This window comes from Flavobacterium hydrocarbonoxydans (genome assembly GCF_009789235.1).
Lineage (GTDB): Bacteria > Bacteroidota > Bacteroidia > Flavobacteriales > Flavobacteriaceae > Flavobacterium > Flavobacterium hydrocarbonoxydans.
This window is the reverse complement of record NZ_WSTB01000002.1, coordinates 486472-510902: the sequence shown is the minus strand read 5'-3', so window position 1 is coordinate 510902 and position 24431 is coordinate 486472. Positions and strand designations below refer to the sequence as shown.

1 protein-coding gene is annotated in these 24431 nt (G+C 39.4%); it reads left to right on the top strand.

What is annotated here, in order from left to right; translation table 11 throughout:
• Positions 1-11 precede the first annotated feature (11 nt).
• On the top strand, positions 12-24407 hold the full coding sequence (locus GON26_RS05215; protein WP_160373670.1) for a T9SS type B sorting domain-containing protein: 24396 nt from the start codon (positions 12-14) through the stop codon (positions 24405-24407).
• The last annotated feature ends 24 nt before the right edge of the window (positions 24408-24431 follow it).

Here is a 24431-nt window from a genome sequence, read left to right as displayed (position 1 = left end):
ACTATAATACCATGAAAAAACCTACTAACTTAAGATTGATTTTATTGACTTTGATGCTTTTTCAAAGTTATCTTATGCTCTCGCAAAATCTTAAACCGTTTACACCGGCTCGATATGATACGCGAATAAAAGGAGACATGTTACTGATTGGTAATAATATTCTGAATAGGAATGCAGGTAGAGGAGAGCGACCGAGAAATGCTTACAATGATGGTGGTTATAATTCAGATTTCAGTATGGAATATATTGATATCGATAGTGATAACGATACCTTCAGTTCAAGTAGCGCGGTTCTAACAATTCCAAATCCGGCCTGTTATAAAATCGTCTATGCAGGATTGTATTGGGGAGCTATTTTACAGCAAAATAGCCGTACCGATATTGAGAAAGTAAAACTAAAACTGCCTACAGGAGGTTATAATGATATTACGGGTCAGATTATACATGACGCTAATGCAGCACCAATTGGTGGTGATAATAATAAGGCCTATGCCTGTTATGCCGATATTACTTCTTTAGTTTCAGGATTAGCCAATGCACAAGGTACTTATACGGTTGCTAATGTTAGGTCGAGTGAAGGTACAAATGGAGGAACTGGTTTATCTGCCGGATGGTCTATTTTTGTCGTTTATGAAGATCCAACTTTGCCAGCGAAGTATATTACCTCTTTTGATGGTTTTAGTGGTATTGGTGGTGCAACTACATTAGATATTCCGGTAACAGGTTTTAGAACCATTCCTACCGGACCCGTTAGAGTAAAGTTTGCTTTTGCAGCTTTAGAAGGTGACCAGCCAATTAGTGGTGATTATTTGCAAATCAACGGTACTGCAGTTAGTGCTTCCAATTCAGCGGGTAATACTATCAGAGGTTCAAATAACTTTTTTAATAGTAGTGTTACCTATGTAAATCCTGCAACGGGAATAACAGAAAATTTTACGAATCGAACACCTAACAGTAGTAATACCCTGGGTTACGATGCGGGTATTCTTAATATCAATAACCCCTCGAATGTGGTTATTGCGAATAATGCCACTTCCGCCAGTATTCGGTTAGGAAGTACGCAAGACGTTTATTTTTATTATTTTAATGCTTTTGCGGTTGATATTATTGAACCGAATATTGTACTGACCAAAGAAGTTTTTGATAATGCTTCACCTCCAAATAATATAGGCGGTCAAAATGTAACTCTAGGACAGCAGCTAAATTATGTAGTTGGTTTTAGAAACACAGGAAATGATAATGCTACAGGATTAACGATTAGAGATAGATTGCCTATCAATACGATTTTTAATTATCCTGCAGACATGAATGTTTTACCTGCTGGAGTTACGGTTCAGAGTTACAACCCTACAACACGTGATATTATTTTTAATATTGCCAACAACATTGTTGAAGTAAACGATCCAAGAGTCGAAATTAGTTTCAAGGTTCAGGTTGTACCTGATTGTAACTCTTTGAGCGAAGCTTGTTCGAACAGTATTGATAACTCGGCTTACGCGACTTATAGAGGAACATTAAATCCTACGTTTACGATTTCGGATGATCCTAGTGTGAACACCAATACCGGCTGTTTATTAATACCAAAAGCGACCAACTTCTTAGTTGGTGTTGACGGTTGTAGATATACTGCCAATGTTACTTTGTGTACCGATAACGTAGATCTTGTAGCCGCAAATGGATACTCTACTTATACCTGGTATAGCGATGAAGCACGTACGAATCAAATTGGTACGGGTCAGACCTTAAACGTAACAGAACCGGGTATATATTATGTTTACAATCTAGCAATCGCTCCATGTAGATCTATTTATCAGGCTTTTACGGTTACCAGACATGGTAATACGCTGGTAAACCCTATATTAGCTTACGCAGATGAGGTGGTAGTTTGTCCGAACAACGGAAAACAATTACCAAATATTTATCTGTGTGGTGCCAATGCAACAAAAGAGCTTCATTCGAATGTTACCGATGGAGCAACCGTTGTCTGGGAGAAATTCAGAGAGGGGAGTTGTACCGTAGCGATCACTAAAAATTGTGCGATCGAAGCGGCTTCCAGCACTGGTAATCCTGCTGAGCTTTGTGTTTGGGATCCCATTCATACAGGTCCTGATTATACCGCAAATACAGCTGGAAGATTTAGACTGACATTAAATTATGCGGGAGGATGTTTCAACCGTTTTTATTTTGATGTCTATCAAAACATACTAAATCCTACCGCTACTTCAAGAGATATTATTTGTACCACCAACGGAAATATTACCGTTGGAGGCGTACCAAGCGGATATGAATATAGTCTTGACGGAACAAACTATCAGCCAGGTAATAGTTTTTCTATTACAACTCCTGGAATATATACTGCTTACATCAGACAGATTGGTGTAGATACAAATCCATGTATTTTCACCGTTCCAAATATTCAAATCAGAAGAAGAGATTTTACTGTAACGACAACGGTTTTACAACCTTTGTGTAACGGTGATAAAGGAAGCATACTTTTAGCTGCAAATAATGTTGAGCCACAATACTCTTTTAGTATTTACAGAGGTACTACTCTTGTAAATAGTGTTGGGCCAATTGCTTCTAATACGTATAATTTTGAAGATTTATCACCAGGAGTTTATAACGTAAATGTAAATACTGAGGACGGTTGTACGTTTACCTCTAATATTACTATAACAGAACCGGCGCCATTAACTGCTACTTCTGCCTTGACAAGACCATTAACTTCTTGTTCTGATGGAGAAATTACAGTTTACCCGGTAGGAGGAACACCTCCATACAACTTCTTTATAAATAGTACGACTGTTTTTCAAACTGAAGCAGTATATACAGTTACTACACCAGGAACGTATAATATTGATGTAGTCGATAATAATAACTGTAGAGTTAGAACTTCAATAACCGTTGCGGCGAATCCTAAACCAGTTTATACCGTTAGCAGTACACCTATTAATTGTTACGGAGAAACATCTCAGATAACAGTAAATGTTACTAACCCTAACGGATATACTTTAGAATACAGTATCAATAACGGTGGTTCATTTAGTTCGAACCCAACGTTTTCTAACGTAGCCGCTGGTACTTATAATGTAGTAGTACGCTATACCTTATCAGGAACAACCTGTACAGATCCGGCAATACCCGTTACAATTGCAGCTCCTGCAGACGCATTGACAGCATCTGGTGGTGTAGCTGAATTGTCTGGTTGTGGACCAGCTGGAAGCGAAATTCAGGGAAAAGTCAGAGTTACGAATGTTCAGGGAGGAACACTTCCGTATAGCTATAGTTTCGACGGTGGTAATACCTGGATAGCTTCAAATGAAGCGTATGTTAATCCGGGAACTTATACTTTATATGTTCGAGATGCTTTAGGATGTATTTTTTCTGTACCTGGAATTGTTTTAGAGACTAAACCGGAAGATCCTACTATTGCAGTTGGAGCACCTGTTTTTAATTGTAATGGAACAGCAACCAGTACCGTAACCGTTACTAATAATGGAGGCGCTAATTATACGTATGAATATTATATTGACAATGTTGCCAATACCCCAATAACAAATAACGTTTTTACAAATGTTACAGCAGGACCTCATACTGTAAGTGTAAAATATAATTTAGTTACAGTACCAACTTATAGTGTTTTATTAAGAGAAGATTTTGGAAGAGGTGATGATACAACTTCTCCTGGAATTAATGCGGCGTATTGTTGGGAAAGACAAGATGCGGTTGCAGATTGTAATCGTACACCAGCAGATTGGCATCCTTGGTTGATGAATGATGGAGACTATGTGGTTACCAAAGCATTACATCCTGATCATTTTAATGATTTTCAATGGTGGTTACCAAGAGATCATACTTCAGTATTAAATAGCACACCAGCAATTACTGACGGAAGATTCTTTGCAGTGAATATCGGAGATAAAATACCGGTTGGAGCAGTTTTGTACAAAAAAGCAATTAATGATGTAATTCCAAATCAGCCTATTAATGTTACATTATATATGTTGAATTTGTTAAAAACAACAAATAACCTTCCATCTCCACAGTTAACCATACAATTAGTAAAAGGTGCTACTGTAATTGCAACGCAGGTTATGCCAAGTATTCCAAGAGACGAAAGCTGGCATTCTACTACTGCATTGGCTGGTGGATCTATTTTTACATTAAACCCAGGAAATAATACCGATTTAGATTTTCAAATTATATCAAATAGTACCGTAATTGACGGAAATGATTTAGCTTTTGATGATATTTTGGTATATCAAACACCAAAATCTTGTCTTTCACAAGTTGATTTCCCAATTACAATTGATCCAAACCAAGCTTTTACCGCTTCAGTAACGGGTCATAAAAATGTTTCTTGTAACGGAGGAAATGATGGAGAAGTTACATTAGCCGCTCAAAACTTTAATTTACCTTATGGATTTGATTATTCTATGGATAATGGTAATACTTGGGTAAACTCTAAAGTTTCTCCGGTAACTGTTACAGGATTAACAAGCCAAACGTATGCTATACAAGTTCGTTTCGATAACACGGCAGGTACTTGTACTTTCCCTTTATCTCAGGTAATTGCTGCGCCAACTGCTTTAACGATTACAGCTTCAGTTACGGCACAGCCTACTTGTACAACAGGTGCAACTATTACAGGTGTGGCTTCTGGAGGAACCCCGGCTTATCAATATGAATTAAGAAATGCAGCAGGTGTTACACCAATTGTACCTTTTCAAAATTCAGGTGTTTTCACCGGTGTTGCTACAGGAACTTATACGGTTGTAACCAGAGATTTAAACCTTTGTACTTCTTCGGCTTCAGCTGTAGTAAATGTAGTGGCACCAACAATGCCAACAGCAACATTAGCTGCAAGCTCTGATCTTTGTTATGATTCGGCTAATAGAGCTACTTTAGTGGTTACAGCAACGGGTACAGGAACTTTAACGTATAGTTTAAACGGAGCAGCAGCTCAAAATTCAAATACTTTTACAGGTGTAGGTGCCGGAACACATTCTATAGTAGTGACGGATAGTAATAACTGTCAGGTAACGATAAGCGGAATTGTTATTGCGCCAGAACTTACAGCAGTAGCCGCTACCACTAAAACATTAGATTGTACCGCTACTCCACAAGCAGAAATTACAGTGACTCCTACAGGAGGAACTAGTCCATATACGTATGCAGTTTCAAGCAATGGGGGTTCAAGTTATACCGCAATGGCTTCGAATATTTATACGACTACCACAGCAGGTACTTACCAATTCAGAGTAACAGATGCCAGTGGTTGTATTGCTTTTACAACAGGTGCAGTAGTAAGTGCTATTTCAAATCCTGCTGTAACAGCTAACCCTGTAACAAACCCAACGTGTAATGGATCAGCAAATGGTTCAGTACAATTAGTAGGTTCAGGTGGTTCAGGAGGTTATACTTATAGTTTTAACGGAAGTGCTTTTACCACAACAACTACTTATTCAGGGTTAAGCGCAGGAATTGCTTATCCTTTCCAGGTAAGAGATAACAAAGGTTGTTCAGGTTCAGGAACCGTTACATTAACACAGCCTTCAACATTAGCTGCGACAACAGCTGTAGTTCCATTTGCTTGTAATGCAACAAATGGAAAAGTAGCAGGAACTGTTACAGTAAATGTTACTACTGGAACTGGAACAGGTCCTTATCAATATAGCTTTAACGGATCTACGACTTACACATCAAATAATGTATTGACCTTAAATGATAATGGTTCAGATCAGCCTTATACGTATTCTGTTAGAGATGCGGGAGGTTGTACTGTTGGAGGAAGTGGTACTTTATTAAGATTAAATACTCCAACAGATTTAGCTTTTGCTTTTGCACCAATTACCTGTACAGCTACCACTACAACTGTTACTTTAACAGCAACAAATGGAGTTGGTACTTTACGTTACGAAACAATTGCTCCATCACCAATTATCAGAGCAAAACAAACTTCTACGTCATTCGCAGGATTAACACCGGGAAGTTATACTTTCAGAGTTACAGATGCTAATGGATGTTATTATGATGAAATTCTTCCTATTAATTCTGTTAGCCCAATAGCTATTGTTGGTAATAAAACCAGCGATGTATTGTGTAGAGGAGGAAATACGGGAGCAATTACGTTTACCGTTTCAGGAAATGCAGTTGTGGGTGCTTACACACACAGCTTAACAGTAGGAACAGGAACATTAGTAAAATCTGGAAACACATTAACTTTGGCTAATGTTGTTGCAGGATCTTACACGGTTTCGGTTACGGATACGGCTACTGGCTGTACCAATACCGCTACAGTTGTAGTGAATCAGCCAGCAGCAGCTTTAACTTTTACAGCAGCTGCTTCTAATGTTAACTGTGGTAATGATAATTCACAAATTACGGTAACCGCAACTGGCGGAACACCAAATTATACGTATGCTGCAGTAGTAGGAGCAACTGCTCCAATTGCATCAGCATATCAGGCTAGTAATATAATTACAGTTGATACCAATTCAGCAGCAAACTTAACATGGAATGTTTATGTAAAAGACGCTAACGGTTGTATCACGATTAATCCGGTAACGATTATTGGTGATGCTTTACCATCAGTTACATCAGTTACGGTAAACAATCAATGTGGTCCTGCATCAGGATTTACTATTACAGCATTGGGTTCAGGATTGGGTCCGTTGACCTATAGTATTGATGGAACCAATTTCCAATCAAGCGGCACTTTCCCTGTTGCAGCCGGAACTTATACGGTAACAGTTAAAGACAGAAATGGCTGTACAGCTACGGCTCCAGCTTCTACTATTGTGTATCCACAATTTAGTGCTTTAGCTTCAGTTACCAAAGAATTGGATTGTTCTGCTTCGCCAAATGCTCAAATTACAGTTACGATTTCAGGAGGAAGAACAGCTTATACGTATAGAGTTCGTAAAGGAGCAGGAGCTTTTGGTGCAGTAACAGCAGTTACGGGTTCATCATTTTCTATACCTGTAACTTTAGCCAATGCAGACGAATATACTTTTGAAGTTACAGATGCTAATGGTTGTATCTCAACTACGTCAGCAACGGTAATCACTATTGTTAGCCCAACGGTAACAGCGGCTCAGGTTAATGCATCTTGTAACGCAACACCAAATGGTTCGGTTACACTTACCGGAGCAGGTGGTTCAGGAGGATATACATACAGTAATAATGCTACAACAGGATTTACTACTACTGCTACCTTTACAGGATTGGCAGCAGGAGCTTATACTTTTTATGTAAGAGACAGCAAAGGATGTCAGGGATCTGTAAATGTTACGATCACACAACCGGCTACATTAGCAGCAACAACAGCTGTAGTTCCTTTTGCTTGTAATGCAGCAAACGGAAAAGTAGCAGGAAGCGTTACAATTAATGTTACTACTGGAACCGGAACAACTCCTTATGAATATAGCTTTAACGGATCTACGACTTACACATCAAATAATGTATTAAACTTAAATGATAATGGATCTGATCAGCCTTATACGTATTCAGTAAGAGATGCAGGAGGTTGTATTATAAATGGTAGCGGAACATTATTAAGACTAAACCCTCCAACAGATTTAACGTTTGCTTTTGCACCAATTACCTGTACAGCTACATCTACAACGGTTACGTTAACAGCAGTAAACGGAGTGGGTACTTTACGTTACGAAACGATTGCTCCATCACCAATTATCAGAGCAAAACAAACTTCAAATTCATTTGCAGGATTAACTCCGGGGACTTATACTTTCAGAGTTACGGATGCTAACGGATGTTATTATGATGAGTCACTTCCTATTAATGCCGTTACACCAATTGCTATTGTGGGTAATAAAACCAGCGATGTATTGTGTAGAGGAGGTAATACCGGAGCGATTACATTTACCGTTTCCGGAAATGCGGTTGTAGGTGCTTACACACACAGCTTAACAGCAGGAACAGGAACATTAGTGAAATCTGGAAATACATTAACATTAGCTAATGTAGTGGCAGGATCTTACACGGTTTCGGTTACAGATACAGCTACAGGCTGTACCAATACCGCTACAGTTGTAGTAAATCAACCAGCAGCAGCATTGACATTTACAGCAGCTGCTACCAATGTTTTCTGTACTAATGATAATTCACAAATTACGGTAACCGCAACTGGCGGAACACCAAATTATACGTATGCTGCAGTAGTAGGAGCAACCGCTCCAATTGCATCAGCATATCAGGCTAGTAATATAATTACAGTTGATACCAATTCAGCAGCAAACCTTACATGGAATGTGTATGTTAAAGATGCTAATGGTTGTATCACGATTAATCCGGTAACGATTATTGGTGATGCTTTACCATCAGTAACTTCGGTTACGGTAAACAATCAATGTGGTCCTGCATCAGGATTTACTATTACAGCAGTGGGCTCAGGATTGGGTCCGTTGACCTATAGTATTGATGGAACTAATTTCCAATCAAGCGGTACTTTCCCGGTTGCAGCCGGAACTTATACGGTAACGGTTAAAGACAGAAATGGCTGTACAGCTACGGCTCCAGCTTCTACTATTGTGTATCCACAATTTAGTGCTTTAGCTTCGGTTACCAAAGAATTAGATTGTTCGGCTTCGCCAAATGCTCAAATTACGGTTACAATTTCAGGAGGAAGAACAAATTATACTTATAGAGTACGTAAAGGAGCAGCAGCTTTTGGTGCGGTAACAGCAGTTACGGGTTCATCATTTTCTATACCTGTAACTTTAGCTAATGCGGATGAATATACTTTTGAAGTTACAGATGCCAATGGTTGTATCTCAACTACGTCAGCAACGGTAATTACTATTGTTAGCCCAACGGTAACAGCGGCTCAGGTTAATGCAACTTGTAACGGTGCTTCAACGGGTTCGGTTACGCTTACAGGAGCAGGTGGTTCAGGAGGATATACATACAGTAATAATGCTACTACAGGATTTACTACTACTGCTACCTTTACAGGATTGGCTGCAGGAAGTTATACGTATTATGTAAGAGACAGCAAAGGATGTCAGGGATCTGTAAATGTTACGATCACACAGCCAGCGGTATTAGTAGCAACGCCAGTAGTAGTTCCATTTGCTTGTAATGCAACAAACGGAAAAGTTGCCGGAACAGTTACGATTAATGTTACAGCCGGAACAGGAACAACTCCTTATGGATACAGCTTTAACGGATCTGCTACTTATACAACAAATAATGTATTGACTTTGAACGATAATGGTTCTAATCAGAATTATACATATTCTGTAAGAGATGCTAACGGATGTACTGTTGGAGGAAGTGGAACATTATTAAGACTAAACCCTCCAACGGATTTAGGTTTTGCTTTTGCACCAATTACTTGTACTGCTACATCTACAACAGTTACCTTAACTGCAACAAATGGAGTGGGTACTTTACAATACGAAACAATTGCGCCATCGCCTACGATTATTCCTAAACAAACTTCAAATTCATTTGCAGGATTAACTCCTGGTACTTATACTTTTAGAGTAACAGATGCTAACGGTTGTTATTATACAGAATCACTTCCTATTAATGCCGTTACACCAATTGCTATTGTTGGTAATAAAACCAGCGATGTATTGTGTAGAGGTGGAAATACAGGAGCGATTACGTTTACAGTTTCTGGAAATGCAGTAGTGGGTGCTTACACGCACAGCTTAACAGCAGGAACAGGAACATTAGTAAAATCAGGAAATACGTTAACATTAGCTAATGTTGTAGCTGGAACTTATACGGTTTCGGTTACAGATACAGCTACAGGTTGTACCAATACCGCTACAGTTGTAGTAAATCAACCAGCAGCTGCTTTAACGTTTACAGCAGTTGCTACCAATGTTCACTGTAATAATGATAATTCACAAATTACGGTAACCGCAACAGGCGGAACACCAACTTATACGTACGCTGCAGTTTTAGGTGCAACACCTCCAATTGCAACAGCTTACCAGGCTAGTAATGTACTTACGGTTGATACGAATTCAGCAGCAAGCTTAACATGGAATGTTTATGTAAAAGACGCTAACGGTTGTATCACTACCAATCCAGTGACTATTGTTAATGATCCATTGCCATCTGTAACTTCGGTTAATGTAACCAATCAGTGTGGTGGTTCAGGATCTGGATTTACTTTCACAGCAGTAGGTTCAGGATTGACGCCATTGACATATAGTATAGACGGAACTAATTTCCAATCAAGCGGTACTTTTACCGTTGCAGCCGGAACTTATACAGTAAGTGTAAGAGATAAAAACGGTTGTATCGTTGCAGCTACTGCTACCACAACGGTTTACCCACAACTTGCCGCTACTGCTGCTGTAACGAAACAATTGGATTGTTCGGCTACGCCAAATGCTGAAATTACGGTTACGATCTCAGGAGGAAGAACGGCTTATGCGTACAGAGTACGTAAAGGCGCAGCAGGGACTTATGGTGCATCAATCCCAGTTACGGGTACATCATTTTCAATACCTGTAACTTTAGCAAATGCTGATACTTACACTTTTGAAATTACTGATGCTAATGGTTGTCAGGTAATCAGAACGGCTACGGTGGTTCCGATTACTAACCCAACGGTAACTGCAGCTCAGGTTAATGTTACTTGTAATGGTTTAGCAACAGGTTCGGTAACCCTTACCGGAGCAGGTGGTTCAGGCGGATATACGTACAGTAGCGATAATGTTACATTTGTAACTAGTCCTTTATTTACAGGATTGGCAGCAGGATCTTATACTTTTTATGTAAGAGACAGCAAAGGTTGTCCAGGATCAATTGCAGTAACAATCACTGAGCCAGCTGTATTAGCTGCTACAACAGCAGTAGTTGGTTTTGCTTGTAATGCAACAAACGGAAAAGTAGCAGGAACCGTTACGGTAAATGCTACAGTAGGAACTGGAACAGCACCTTATTTATACAGCTTCAACGGATCTACAACTTATACATCAAATAATGTTTTGACCTTGAACGACAATGGTTCAGATCAGCCTTATACGTTTTCTGTAAGAGATGCTAACGGTTGTCTTGTTGGAGGAGCAGGAACATTATTAAGATTAAACTCTCCTACAGATTTAGCTTTTGCTTTTGATCCAATTACTTGTGATGATGTAACTACAGAGGTTACTCTAACAGCAACTAATGGAGTAGGAACGTTACAATACGAAACTATTGCTCCATCGCCTACGACTATTCCTAAACAAACTTCTAATGTGTTTTCTGGATTAGCTCCAGGTACTTACACTTTTAGAGTAACAGATGCTAACGGATGTTATTATACAGAATCACTTCCTATTGCTCCAGTTACACCAATTACGGTTGTTGGAAGCAAATTGAGTGATGTTTTATGTAATGGTGGGAACACAGGTTCTATTAGATTTACAGTTGGTGCTTTTGCAGGATTGTACACTTATACTATCAACGCAGGTGCAGCAGTTACAGGACAATCCGCTACGGTTATTAATTTACCAGGTCAGCTTGCAGGTGTTTACACAATTGTGGTAACTGATGAAGCTACTGGTTGTACAGCGAGTACTGCGGTAACGATCAATCAGCCTGTTGCTGCTTTAGGTGCTACTTATGTGGCTACAAATGCCAATTGTGGTGTTAGTACGTCTAGAGTTACAGTTACAACTACTGGAGGAACGCCAATCTACAAATATTCATTTGTACAGGACGGATTGCCTGCGGGAACTTATACAACATCTAATATTGCGAACCTTAACCCTTTAACCAATACAAACTGGGATGTTCATATTATTGATGCTAATGGATGTACTTTTAAATTAGATATTAGTATTGTCAAAGATGCGCTTCCAACCATTACTTTGGATGCAACCGGTGAATGTTTAGGTACTGGTTCTTATACAATTACTGCTACTGCAACAGGAGTAGGAACTTTAATGTATAGTATTGATAATGGTCTTAATTATCAGGCAGGAAATACATTTAATGTAACTGCTGCCGGTACATATAGAGTTATTGTTAGAGACGGTAATGGTTGTACGGCGACAAGTACAGCTCTTATTGTTCAGCCAGCACTTACGCTAACAGGAGTTTTAGACAAGGACAATACGTGTGTGGCGCCTCAAATGGCCAAAATTATATTGACGGCTGCAAATGGAGATGGACCTTACACGTATGAATCTTCAGATGATGGAGGTGGAACGTATGCACCAATGGCAAGCAACGAGTTCGAAACCAGTGCTGCAGGAAGTTACACGTTTAAAGTTACGGATGCACGTGGTTGTGAGGCTTTCATAACAGTTCCTTTTATTACAACATTAGCGATTGCTCCGGATATCCTGACGGTAACATCTAGTGCTATTAGATGTAACGGTGATGCTACATCAGCACTTACCATTACGCTTGATCCTGCATTAGGTACTGCACCTTTTGTATATAGTGTTAGAAGAGTACTTCCAACAGTATTTAATTATGGTACTCAGACAACAGGTTTACCTGCAGGTACTTACGAAGTGACGGTAACAGACGCCAGAGGATGTACTGATATTGAAACAGGTATTGTTATTGGCGAACCAGATCCTATTACTTTTACTTTATTTGATGTGCCTATTCAATGTTCTGGAACACCAGGAGGAGGAAACACTTTGGGTTCTATCACCGTACAAAATGTGAATGGTGGTACAGCTCCGTTTAGATATTTCATTTCAAATAACTTTGGAACAGTAGTAACGCCTAATCCGTATGTTGCTACTTTAGATGAAGATTATACTTTTACTATCATTGATTATGGTATCTATACTATAAATGTAGTAGATGCTAACGGATGTAGTGCGACTCAACAAATTACGATGTCGTCTCCTCCGGGAGCCTTGACAATCGATGTGACGACTACTCCTGCTGATTGTACTATTGGTGGAACAGCTATTGTAACGGTTTCTGCTCCGGTTTTAGGAACTAGTTATGAGTTTGGTATCGCAGATCAAACTAGCATACCTTATGCTTCTACATTCTATCCGGCAGACTCAGGATTATACACTAAAATATTCCAAAATTTAGTTCCGGGTGTTACGTATACTTTTGTGGTGCACGATTTAACAACAGATTGTTATTATTTTGAACAATCGACACCTATAGCACAAGTTGGTAATATTACTTCTACAGTTACACCTAACAATGTTACATGTAAAGGTTTAGGTAACGGAAGTGTAACTTTTACGGCTGGTGGATTTACAACGGCTAATTTTAGTTATCAAATTTTTGATGCTAAAGATAATTCAGCGGTAAGTGGTCTTATTACTGAAAGTCCGTTCCCAATAACGTATCCTGCAGGTGCAGATCTTGATCCTACTTTGGGTACATTAGATCCAGGGCAGTATTATATTGTATTTACAGATGATGCAACAGGATGTAAAATGGCTTCCGCGCCTTTCGATATTTTGGAATCGGCACTTACTTTAGACTTATCAGCAGCAGTTGCTAAAAATGCAAATTGTAATCCGCTTTCAGGTATTATTACAGCATTTGCTTTTGATGGTACAGGACCTTATAGTTATCAATTATTACTACAGACGGATACAGCACCTACAGCTAGTTCGGCAGGATGGGAACTTAATAAGACTACATTTACAGCAGATGCTGATAGTTATACCGTATATGCAATGGATGCTTACGGATGTATCAAAGATTTTGATATTACATTAGATAGAGATGATGATCCAACGATTACAGCTCCGGCTGACGTTTGTTATGATTCGGCTCCTTTCAATATTGATTTAAGTGCGACTTCAACAGTTTCTGTTGGACCGGCTAAATACAGTATTGGAACAAGCAGCTTCCAAACAGGTTCTGTCTTTGCAATTAATGGGCCAGGTACTTATACGTTGAGAGTTCAGGATGGTAACGGTTGTATTGCAACGGTTCCTTTTGTAGTAAATCCTCAACTGCAGCTTACTGCGGCTATCACGAATGAACTAGATTGTACAGCTACTCCAGAAGCCGAAATTACTTTGACAGCTACTGGTGGATTTGATTCAGCTTATACGTATGAAGTTTCTACAGATGCAGGAGTTACATGGACAACAATCCCAAGCAATGTATATACAACAAGCGCAATTGGAGATTACATCTTTAAAGTAAAAGATGCGAGATTACCATCGGCTTGTGAGGCTACAACTCCATTCACTTTAGATCCAATTCCAACTATTGTATTTGATCAGATTGTTACTAACGTAAGTTGTAACACAGGAACAGATGGTACAGTAACTGTAAATGTTACGGCTGGAGTAGGTCCTTTCCAATACCAGTTATTTGATGGTGTTACGACAACTGCTTTACAGCCATCAAATGTATTTGAAAATTTACCAGCTGGTAATTTATACCAAATTATCGTAACAGATGCTAAAGATTGTCCATTAACAGGCCCAGCATTTAGTATTGATGAACCAGATCCTTTAACGGCTAGTTCAACGATTACAGCACCTTTAATTTGTAACGCAGGGAATACGCCTTCTAAAGCTATAGTTACCGTTACAGGTATTGATGGTACAGCACCTTATACGTATAGTTTTGATAATGGAGTAACTTATACTTCAACCAATACGTATGAAACGTTTGCAGGAACTACTTTTAATGTTTTAGTAAAAGATGCCAATGGTTGTATCTATACTTTTATTGATGGTGTAGATGTTCCGGCATTGAACGGTCCAACAAATATGGATTTTGTTGCAACACCAATTTATTGTGTTCAGCAAGGTCTTGGAGATGTTACAAGTACGGTAACCATTACCACTACAAATGGAGTGGGCACACCTGCTTATGCTATTTTAGCACCAGCTTCAGCTACAACAAATATTTCTGGAGCTTCTAATGGAATATTCACAGGATTAGATCCAGATACTTATACTTTTGAAGTTACAGATGATAACGGATGTAAATATCAGGAAACGTTTACTATAGACGATGTAACAAATATTACGGTTGCAGGTCAGTTAATACAAAATGTTTCTTGTAATGGTTTATCTGATGGCGAGGTTGAATTTACAGTAAATAATTTTACAGGATCATACAGCTATTCAATTAACGGAGCACCAGCAGTTACTGGTCAAACAGCAGCTACGATTAATGTACCATCATTGGGCATTGGTCTTCAAACCATTGTGGTTACAGACGATACTACAGGATGTACGGCTACTATTGGCGTAACTGTAAGTGAGCCAGATGAATTAGAATTAGCAGAAACTGGAAATATCCCTGCCAATTGTACAGATGGAGCCGTAGTTACGGTTGCTGCTACAGGAGGAACTCCTACTTACGAATATGCGTTTGTTGAGGATACTGTAACACCGTTGCTTACGGATTATACCAGTAGCCCAACCGCTATTTTAGATGCTACAGTAAATACACAATGGGATGTTTATGTAAAAGATGCCAACGGTTGTATCGATCAGATTGATGTTACCATTACAATTGATGCCTTACCAACTATCGCGATGCCAGCTGCACAATGTTACGTAGGATCTCCATTTACAATTGATTTGGCTACAGGACAAACAGTTCCGGTAGGACCTGCTACTTACACAGTAGACGGTGTTACATTACCTGGTTCAACGTATTCAATTACAGCTCCAGGTACTTACCAGTTAGCAATTATTGATGGTAATGGTTGTCCATCGAATGTAGTGAGTTATGTAGTAAATCCTCAGCTTCTTTTAGATGCTGAATTAACTCAGGATTTAACTTGTTTAGTTAGTGGAAATATTGTTTTAACACCATCAGGTGGTACAGGAACTTATACTCTTGAAGTTGAAATTGATGGAAGTGGAATTTTTAACACCATAACTTCTCCATACACAGCATTAGTTGATGGAAGCTATGTTTTCAGAGTTACAGACAGCCAAGGTTGTCCTGCATTGTCTCAACCGGTAGTGGTTACTCCAATTACAACTCCAACTGCAACAGAAACACATTTAAATGTTACTTGTGTTGGAGGAAATAATGGTAGTATTACCATTACGGCTGCAGACGGTATTGAACCATACAGATACAGTATAGACAACGGAGGAACTTTCCACGCATCAAATATTTTTAATGACTTAATTGCTGCAACGTATGATGTTGTGGTGATTGATGCTAAGAATTGTCAATCAGTTGCCTTCCCGGTAACTATTACAGAGCCTACAGCTATTACTGCCACCGCTGCCATAACACAAGGTTTAACTTGTGGAACTGGAAACGCAACAGTTGCAGCCTTAATTACGGTTACTGCATCAGGCGGAACAGGTACTTTACAATATAGTTTTAATGGAGGTGTTTACACTACAAGCAATACTTTCACTACTTCTGCTGCAGGACTAGTAAGTGTTTCTGTAAAAGATGCTAACGGATGTACAATTGCAGTACCAGCTACTGTTACAGTACCAGCATTGGATGCACCAACAGATATGACTATTGCAAGTACTCCAATTTATTGTGTTCAGCAAGGTCTTGGAGATGTTACTAGTACAGTAACGATTACCACTACAGATGGAGTTGGTCCATTGACTTATGCAATTCTAGCACCAGCTGGAGCTGTAGTTTCTGGAAATACTACAGGTATCTTCACAGGATTAGTACCAGACACTTATACTTTTGAAGTTACAGATGATAACGGATGTACGTATCAGGAAACTTATACTATTGATCCGGTAACCAATATTACGGTTGCAGGTCAATTGGTAAGTGATGTTTCTTGTAACGGTTTAACTGATGGCGCAGTTAGATTCACAGTAAATAATTTTGCTGGAACCTACAGTTATTCAGTTAATGGCGCACCAGCGGTTACAGCTCAAACAGCTGCGACTATTAATGTAACAGGATTGGGTATCGGATTACAAACTATTGTGGTAACAGATGATATCACAGGATGTACAGCTACTATTGCTGTTACTGTGGCACAGCCTACAGTATTAGATGTAGCGGTTGCCACAAATGTAAATGCTAATTGTAATTTTGGAGCAAGAGTTGCGGTAACCGCAACTGGAGGAACTCTAAACTACTTATATGCTTTTGTTCCAACAGGAGTTGCACCAATCGCAACAGACTACACTAATATTGCAAGTGCTGTATTAGATCCAACAGTAAGCACCTCATGGGATGCTTATGTTATGGATGCGAGAGGTTGTACAGACTTTACAACATTTAGTATTGCTACAGATGGTTTACCAACAATCACCCCGGCAGTATTACCATATTGCTACACAGGTGGCCCAATGCCAATTACGATTACAGGAACAGGAGGCGTTCTTCCTTATACCTATAGTATTGGTAACGGATATTTTGCAAGCCCTAACTTTGTGTTGAATGCACCAGGAAACTATACATTCTACATCAAAGATGCTAACGGATGTATCGTATCAACTCCTTATGTATTAAGACAGGAATTGTTATTACAAGCCAGTTTAACACAAGATTTAACTTGTGCTGCTGATGCTATCATAACAGTTACAGCTACACAAGGATTGGCACCATATCCTACTCTTGAAGTTGATTTTGAAGGAGGAGGATTTAACCCAACAGCTTCGCCTTACACGGCTACAGCTGCGGGAACTTACACGTTCAGAGTTACTGACAGTCAGGGTTGTCAGACGGTTTCGCTTCCGGTAGAAGTGACTCCAAGAACAACACCAACGGCTACATTCACACAAAACAATGTAACGTGTAATGGAGGAAATGACGGAAGTATCATCATTACTGCTGCTGATGGAATTACACCATACAGATATAGCATAAATGGCGGAACATTCCAACCATCCAATATTTTCACAGATTTAGCGGCAGGAATTTATGATATTGTCGTTGAAGATGCTAAAGCGTGTACTTCAGTAGCGTTACAGGTAACTATTACAGAGCCTGCACCTATTGCTGCAACAGCTGCTTTAACACAACGTTTAACTTGTGGAGCAGGAAATTCAACGCAAGCGGCTACAGTTACTATTACAGCAACTGGTGGAACAGGTACAGCATACCAATACAGTTTCAATGGAGGTGTAAATTATTCTACGAATAATACTTTCACTACCTATACTGCAGGAACAGTGACGGCTTATGTAAAAGACGTTAACGGTTGTACCATTGCAGTACCGGTTACTATTACAGTACCAGCATTGAATAGTCCTACTGATATGACTATTGTAAGTACGCCAATTTATTGTGCACCAGCAGCTAATACTACAAGTACGGTAACCATCACCACTACAAACGGAGTTGGCGCATTGACGTATGCAATTTTAGCACCGGCTTCAGCTATAACAAATGTTACTGGAGCTTCTACTGGAATATTCACAGGATTAGCATCAGGCACTTATACTTTTGAAGTTACAGACGCTAACGATTGTACCTATCAGGAAACTTATACTATTGATCCGGTAACCAATATTACGGTTGCAGGTCAATTGGTAAGTGATGTTTCTTGTAACGGTTTAACTGATGGCGCAGTTAGATTCACAGTAAATAATTTTGCTGGAACCTACAGTTATTCAGTTAATGGAGCACCAGCGGTTACAGCTCAAACAGCTGCGACTATTAATGTAACAGGATTGGGTATCGGATTACAAACTATTGTGGTAACAGATGATATCACAGGATGTACAGCTACTATTGCTGTTACTGTGGCACAGCCTACAGTATTAGATGTAGCGGTTGCTTCTAATGTAAATGCTAATTGTAATTTTGGAGCAAGAGTTGCGGTAACCGCAACTGGAGGAACTCTAAACTACTTATATGCTTTTGTTCCAACAGGAGTTGCACCAATCGCAACAGACTACACTAATATTGCAAGTGCTGTATTAGATCCAACAGTAAGCACCTCATGGGATGCTTATGTTATGGATGCGAGAGGTTGTACAGACTTTACAACATTTAGTATTGCTACAGACGGTTTACCAACAATCACACCGGCAGTATTACCATATTGCTACACAGGCGGACCAATGCCAATTACCATTACAGGAACAGGAGGAGTTCTTCCTTATACCTTCAGTATTGGTAACGGATATTTCGCAAGCCCTAACTTTGTGTTGAATGCACCAGGAAACTATACATTCTACATCAAAGATGCTAACGGATGTATTGTATCAACTCCTTATGTATTAAGACAGGAATTGTTATTACAAGCCAGTTTAACACAAGATTTAGCTTGTGATGCTGATGCTATCATAACAGTTACGGCTACACAAGGATTAGCACCATATCCTACTCTTGAAGTTGATTTTGAAGGAGGAGGATTTAACCCAACAACTTCGCCTTACACGGCTACAGCTGCTGGAACTTACACATTCAGAGTTACAGACAGTCAGGGTTGTCAGACGGTTTCGCTTCCGGTAGAAGTGACTCCAAGAACAACTCCAACGGCTACATTCACACAAAACAATGTAACATGTAACGGAGGAAATGACGGAAGTATCATCATTACTGCTGCTGATGGAATTACACCATACAGATATAGCATAAATGGCGGAACATTCCAACCATCCAATATTTTCACAGATTTAGCGGCAGGAATTTATGATATTGTCGTTGAAGATGCTAAAGCGTGTACTTCAGTAGCGTTACAGGTAACTATTACAGAGCCTGCACCTATTGCTGCAACAGCTACATTAACACAATCATTAACTTGTGGAACAGGAAATGCAACGCAGGCAGCTATCGTTACGATTACGGCTACTGGCGGAACAGGTACTTACCAATACAGTTTTAATGGAGGTGTAAATTATTCAGCAACGAATACAATTTCAACATTTACCGCAGGAACAATTACGGCTTATGTAAAAGACACTAACGGTTGTACCATTGCAGTACCGGTTAGCGTTACGATACCAGCTTTAAATGCGCCTAAGGATATGGATATTACTGGAACACCAATTTGGTGTACTCCAGCAGCTAATACGACTAGTACGGTTACAATTAGTAATGTGATCGACGGAGTAGGTGCTCTACAATATGAGATTCTTTCTCCTGTTGTAGTGGTTAAACAACCATCGGCTGTTTTCACTGGATTAGCGCCTAATACCTATTTATTCCAGGTAACAGATGCGAACGGATGTACGTATCAGGAAGAATATACTGTTGCGCCTTTAACTAATATTGCAGTGGCAGGTCAATTAGTAAGTGATGTTACTTGTAACGGTTTAACTGATGGAGCAGTTAGATTCACAGTAAATAATTTTGCAGGAACCTATAGTTATTCAATCAACGGTGCGCCAGCAGTTACAGCTCAATCTGCTGCAACTATCGATGTAACTGGATTGGGTATTGGAGCACAAACAATCGTGGTAACAGATGATATCACAGGATGTACGGCTACCATTGCTGTTACTGTGGGACAACCAACGGCATTAGATATAACAGTTGATTCTAATATTGATGCAAATTGTAATTCTGGCGCTTTAGTTACTGTAGTTGCTACAGGCGGAACACCAAATTATCTATATGCTTTTGTTGAAGATGGTGTTATTCCATCGGCTGCAGATTACACGATTAGTGCTACGGCTGAATTAGATATTACAGCCAACACATTGTGGGATGTTTATGTAAAAGATATCAACGGTTGTACAGACATGGTTGACGTTACCATTACAACAGCTATTTTACCGAGCGGTATTACAGCTAATGTGGTAAGTCAGTGTGCTTCTCCTACTGGCGAATATACTTTCACAGTAAACGTTACCTCTGGTGTTGGACCATTTGAATATAGTATTGGAAATGCTTTCCAAACTAGCAATACATTTGTTGTAAATGCTGCTGGAAGCTATGATATCATTGTGAGAGATGCTAACGGTTGTACAACAACGGTTACAGCTGGAGTAACGATTATTCCAACTCTGGATTTACAATTAGATATTCAGGCATTGCCAAGCTGTAATTTCTTAGATGGCCGAATTGTTGCTGCTGCAACAGGAGGTTCTGGAAACTACAGATATTCATTAGACGGAAATGTACCGGTTAATGCGCCTACAGCAACTTTCAACGGTGTTTCTTCTGGTACTCACACAGTAGTGGTAACAGATATTACTACAGGTTGTACAGATGTTGTTACAGTTGACTTAAAAGAGGCAACTCGTATTACTGGTTTAGTAATCGATCGTACGAATGTTTCTTGTAGAGGTAATGCTGATGGATTAATTGTAGTAACTATCGATGCACCGGCAGATGGCGTTAACGATAATCCAATTTATACTTATACTTTAACAGGTACAACTATTGGTGGAACTCCAGTTAGCATTGGACCAAACCAACAAAACATATTTAACAACCTTCAGGCGGGAGATTATACGGTTACCGTAACTTCAGGAAGAGGTTGTATCGAACAGGAAGATATCAGAATTACAGAACCGGCTCCAATTGCGGTTACTGCTCCAGTGGTAGTTGAATTCAATTGTACTGCTGGTGGTAATACTACAAACTTTGCAACTATAACAGTAAATAATGTTACAGGTGGTTCAGGTACTTATGTTGAATACGAATTCAGCAAAGGTGGAGTAGTAGTTCAGACAGGTACTTCTAATGTTTATACGGAAGCAAATGTGGCTGGTGGAACTTATTCTGTTAAAGTAACAGATGACAGAGGTTGCGAAGGAACTTCAGTTGCGCCTATCACTATTGCACCATTTATTACAATGGATGATATTTTAGTAGCGGTTAATACAGCTGTTACTTGTACTTCTAACGAAGATATTACAGTAACTGTTGCAACAACAGGTGGTGTTCCGGCATTGTTAAATTACAATGTTACTGGTTTAGGTACTACAGTTTATAATGTATCAAACACTACAGGAGTATTCACAGGATTAGTTATTGGTAACTACATGATTTCGGTTACGAATCCGGCAACAGGATGTATCATTCAGGAAGCTTATTATGTATTCAACCCGAATACTTTCGATATTGTAGCAACTCCGGTTACAGCTAAAATCTGTTACGGAACTGCAACAGGAAGTGTTGATTTGATGTTTGTTGACAATCAATTAATTCCTGGTGATGAAGCGGGTGAATTTAATTATGTAATTACTGGACCAGTTCCAAGCAACGGAACGCATCCAAACGCAGGACCTTTAAATATTGCTAACTTAACGGCTGGTCTTTACACGGTTACAGCTACTTTAGTGAACAATCCTTTCTGTGAAGTAACCACTACTTTCATGATCGAACAGCCTGCTGCCGAATTGCAAATTTCTGAGACTCATACTGCTATCACTTGTATCACAGGTAATAATGACGGTAGTATTTCAGTAACAGCTTCTGGCGGATGGGATAATGCTTATGAATTCGAATTAGCCGGACCAGTAAATGTGGCTTATTCTGCTCAAACAGAATTCACAGGATTAACTGCTGGTACTTACACGGTAAGTGTTAGAGACGGTCAGGGATGTATTGATGTGGTTACAGTAGTATTGTCTGTTCCAACTCCAATAATCGTTAATGCTAATCCTAGCGTAACCATGTTATCATGTTTTGGAGCTAAAGATGCTACTATAACGGTAGATCCTCCAACAGGTGGTTCAGGAAGTAATTATTTATATACCTTGAATCTGGTATCGGTTACTCCGGTTATTGTTTCAGGACCTCAAACTTCTCCGGTTTTTGCTGGCTTAGGCGCGGGTACTTACACTATAACAGTAACAGACGACTTTAGTTGTACGGCAACTTCTGCGGATGTTACCATCAACGAGCCAACTCAGGTTATAGCACGTTTGGATAAATCTAGAAACATAACTTGTTTAACTCAGGCTGAGCTTACTATTAGCGCAACTGGCGGAACGGCTCCTTACGAATATAGTACTGCTGCTAACTTTGCAACAATACTAGGTTCATTCACCACTTCAGATACTTTCCCTGTAGCTGCTGGTGTTTACCAATATTTTGTAAGAGATGCGAACGGTTGTGTGGGTGTTATTTCAGATGAGATTACAATTGATCCTTTAGAGCCATTGGCTATTGATTTAGATTTAACGAATGCTATTGTAAAATGTACTGACGAAGCAACTGGAGTTATTGTAGCAACTGCTACAGGTGGTTTAGGAAACTATACTTACACTTTACTTGATGCGGCAGGAAACGTATTAGCGGGTCCTCAGGCCGAAGGTAGATTCGAAGCTTTACTTCAGGGTACTTATAGCGTAAGAGTAATTAGTGACGATTGTCAGACTACTTCTGCTCCAATTGTTATTATACAGCCTGCGACTCCATTTACAGCTACAATTGCACAAACAAATGTAAATTGTTTTGGAGGTAATGATGGTACAATTGTCGTAACAGGTGCTGGTGGAACTGGAGCTTATGTATATTCTATTTCTCCAAGATCAGATCAGTATTTTGATGAAGGTATTTTCGAGCAATTAGCTGCTGGTACTTATCTTATTTTAGCAAACGACGCAAACGGATGTATATTCAGTCAAGAAGTTACCATTACGCAGCCACTTGCGCCGCTTTCTGTAACATTAACACCTGATTCTAAATTACCGGAAGAATGTGTGGGTGACTTAAATGGTGCCTTTACAATTGATATTGCTGGTGGAACGTTACCATATTTCGTAAGTTTAAATGATATCAACGGTACTTATGTTGAAATTACAGGTACACAACATACATTTGATAATCTTGCAGGTGGCGCTTATACGGTATTCATAAAAGATTTTGGTGGTTGTCCACAAGAAATCAGTGTTGATATCGATATGCCAGTTGACATGAATCCAATTGCTGTGGTTGAGTATGGTTGTGAAACCAATACAGTTACAGTAGATATTGAAGACGATATAGATACTAACGAAGTTGATTATGCTCTTGATAATATTGCAGGACCATACCAATTAAGTAATGTATTTACAGATGTTGTTCCAGGTGATCACGTAATTTATGCGAGATATACTAATGGTTGTATTCAGCCTACAGCAAGCTTCACCATTCAGGCATTTGATGAATTGTTATTAGCTGAAACTGCAGGACCTGGTGAAATGAATATTATTTCGGTTACCGCTACTGGTGGTGCACCGGCTTACGAATACAGTTTCAACGGAGAACCATTTACTTCTTCTAACACATACAAAATCTACAAAACGGGTGATTATGTAGTGATTGTTAGAGATCAGAATGGTTGTGAGGTTACAATCACAGTACCGGCAATTTATGTAGATGTTTGTATTCCGGATATCTTTACACCAAACGGTGACGGTCAGTTCGACGAATGGGGTCCTGGTTGTACTAATATTTACAACAACCTGGAATTCGATATCTTCGACAGATACGGTCGTGTGGTTGCCAAATATCACTACGGTCAAAAATGGGATGGAAAATACAACGGTGAAGAATTACCAACAGGTGATTACTGGTATGTTCTAAAACTAAATGACGAGAAAGATGCAAGAGAGTTTGTTGGACATTTCACATTATACAGATAACAAAGTAATAGCCCCTATGATGTT